The organism is Crocinitomix algicola (assembly GCF_001661595.2).
In the GTDB taxonomy this organism is placed as follows: Bacteria; Bacteroidota; Bacteroidia; order Flavobacteriales_D; family Crocinitomicaceae; genus Crocinitomix; species Crocinitomix algicola.
The window spans coordinates 1-2,500 of record NZ_LYPF02000038.1; the positions used below are offsets into that span (position 1 = coordinate 1).

At 47.3% G+C, this 2,500-nt stretch carries 2 rRNA genes (1 of these 2 cut by a window edge); both read right to left on the reverse strand.

The window, feature by feature from the left end:
• Window positions 1–87: ribosomal RNA gene (gene rrf / locus A8143_RS17440) — 5S ribosomal RNA — on the reverse strand; the annotation flags it as partial.
• 153 nt (window positions 88–240) lie between these two features.
• Window positions 241–2,500: ribosomal RNA gene (locus A8143_RS16470) — 23S ribosomal RNA — on the reverse strand (it continues 627 nt past the right edge of the window).

Consider the following 2,500-nt stretch of genomic DNA (forward strand, 5'->3'; position numbering starts at 1 on the left):
TTAAAAGGACAGTACCATCTGCGCAAGTTGGCTTAACTTCTCTGTTCGAAATGGTAAGAGGTGGACCCAACCGCCATAAACACCGAAAATCTTTCATCCTACTGGATGATCACTATTCACGTTTGAATAGCTTAATGTTTTTATGACTTTAAAAATCGGCTAGTTACACGAATGTAATTTCTAGCGAAATTTAAATTTGAATATTATCGAAGTAGTGAGTTTTCCGAGTGAATCGGAACGAATTATAAGTCTACGGGTAATTAGTATCACTCGGCTTTGATGTTACCACCTTTACACCTGTGACCTATCAACGTCATCGTCTATAACGACCCTTAAAAGATATCTCATCTTGAGGTGAGTTTCGTGCTTAGATGCTTTCAGCGCTTATCTCATCCGAACATAGCTACCCTGCAATGCGGCTGGCGCCACAACAGGTACACCAGAGGTTCGTCCACCCCGGTCCTCTCGTACTAGAGGTAGGTCCTCTCAAATATCTAACGCCCACAACAGATAGGGACCGAACTGTCTCACGACGTTCTGAACCCAGCTCGCGTGCCACTTTAATGGGCGAACAGCCCAACCCTTGGGACCTTCTCCAGCCCCAGGATGTGACGAGCCGACATCGAGGTGCCAAACCACTCCGTCGATATGAGCTCTTGGGAGTGATCAGCCTGTTATCCCCGGCGTACCTTTTATCCTTTGAGCGATGGCCCTTCCATACGGAACCACCGGATCACTATGCTCTACTTTCGTACCTGATCGACTTGTAGGTCTCTCAGTCAAGCACCCTTATGCCATTATACTCTACGCACGGTTACCAAGCGTGCTGAGGGTACCTTTAGAAGCCTCCGTTACTCTTTTGGAGGCGACCACCCCAGTCAAACTACCCAGCACACAATGTCTCCGTCTTAGACGGATTAGACATCAAATAATCCAAGGGTGGTATTTCAACAGCGACTAACTTACTCCTAGCGAAGCAAGATCGAAGTCTCCCACCTATCCTACACATGAATTATCCAATGTCAATGTGAACCTATAGTAAAGGTGCACGGGGTCTTTCCGTCCCGTTGCGGGTAATCGGCATCTTCACCGATACTACAATTTCACCGAGCTCATGGCTGAGACAGTGCCCAGATCGTTACACCATTCGTGCAGGTCGGAACTTACCCGACAAGGAATTTCGCTACCTTAGGACCGTTATAGTTACGGCCGCCGTTTACCGGGGCTTCAATTCATTGCTTCTCCGAAGATAACAACTCCTCTTAACCTTCCGGCACCGGGCAGGTGTCAGACCCTATACTTCATCTTTCGATTTCGCAGAGTCCTGTGTTTTTGATAAACAGTCGCCTGGGCCTATTCACTGCGGCCCGTCCTGAGACGGGCGTCTCTTCTCCCGAAGTTACGAGACCATTTTGCCTAGTTCCTTAGCCATGAATCACTCGAGCGCCTTAGAATTCTCTTCTTGACTACCTGTGTCGGTTTACGGTACGAGTAGTTAATACCTGAAGCTTAGAGGTTTTTCTTGGGAGCATGATTAGGGTCATATCCAATTGTCTAATAGACGCTTGGTACTATCAGGTTCAACTCTTGTACGGATTTGCCTATACAATCAACGTCTACACCCTTTAACGCACTATTCCGTCAGTGCGCTGACCGGTCACTTCTCCGTCACCCCATCGCAGTATTAACTAGTACTGGAATATTAACCAGTTTTCCATCGGTATCTCCGTTCGGATTAACCTTAGGTCCCGACTAACCCTCAGACGATTAGCGTAGCTGAGGAAACCTTAGTCTTCCGGCGAGCAGGTTTCTCGCCTGCTTTATCGTTACTTATGCCTACATTTGCTTTTCTATACACTCCACAATACCTCGCAGTACTGCTTCAACGCTGAATAGAATGCTCCCCTACCCCTCCGTTTAAACGGAAGCCATAGCTTCGGTGTTATACTTATGCCCGATTATTATCCACGCACGATCACTCGACTAGTGAGCTGTTACGCACTCTTTAAATGAATGGCTGCTTCCAAGCCAACATCCTAGCTGTCAAAGTAATCACACAACGTTAAATCAACTTAGTATAAACTTGGGGACCTTAGCTGATGGTCTGGGTTCTTTCCCTCTCGGACATGGACCTTAGCACCCATGCCCTCACTGCTGAGTATATGTCATAGCATTCGGAGTTTGTCAGGGTTTGGTAGGCGGTGAAGCCCCCTAGCCCTATCAGTAGCTCTACCTCTATGACACTCTATCTCAACGCTGCACCTAAATGCATTTCGGGGAGTACGAGCTATTTCCTAGTTTGATTGGCCTTTCACCCCTACCCACAGTTCATCTGAATACTTTTCAACGTATATCAGTTCGGTCCTCCATTCCGTATTACCGGAACTTCAACCTGACCATGGGTAGATCACCAGGTTTCGCGTCTACCCCCGCTAACTTTGTCGCCCTGTTAAGACTTGCTTTCGCTTCGGCTTCGAATCTTAAATTCTTAACCTTGCTA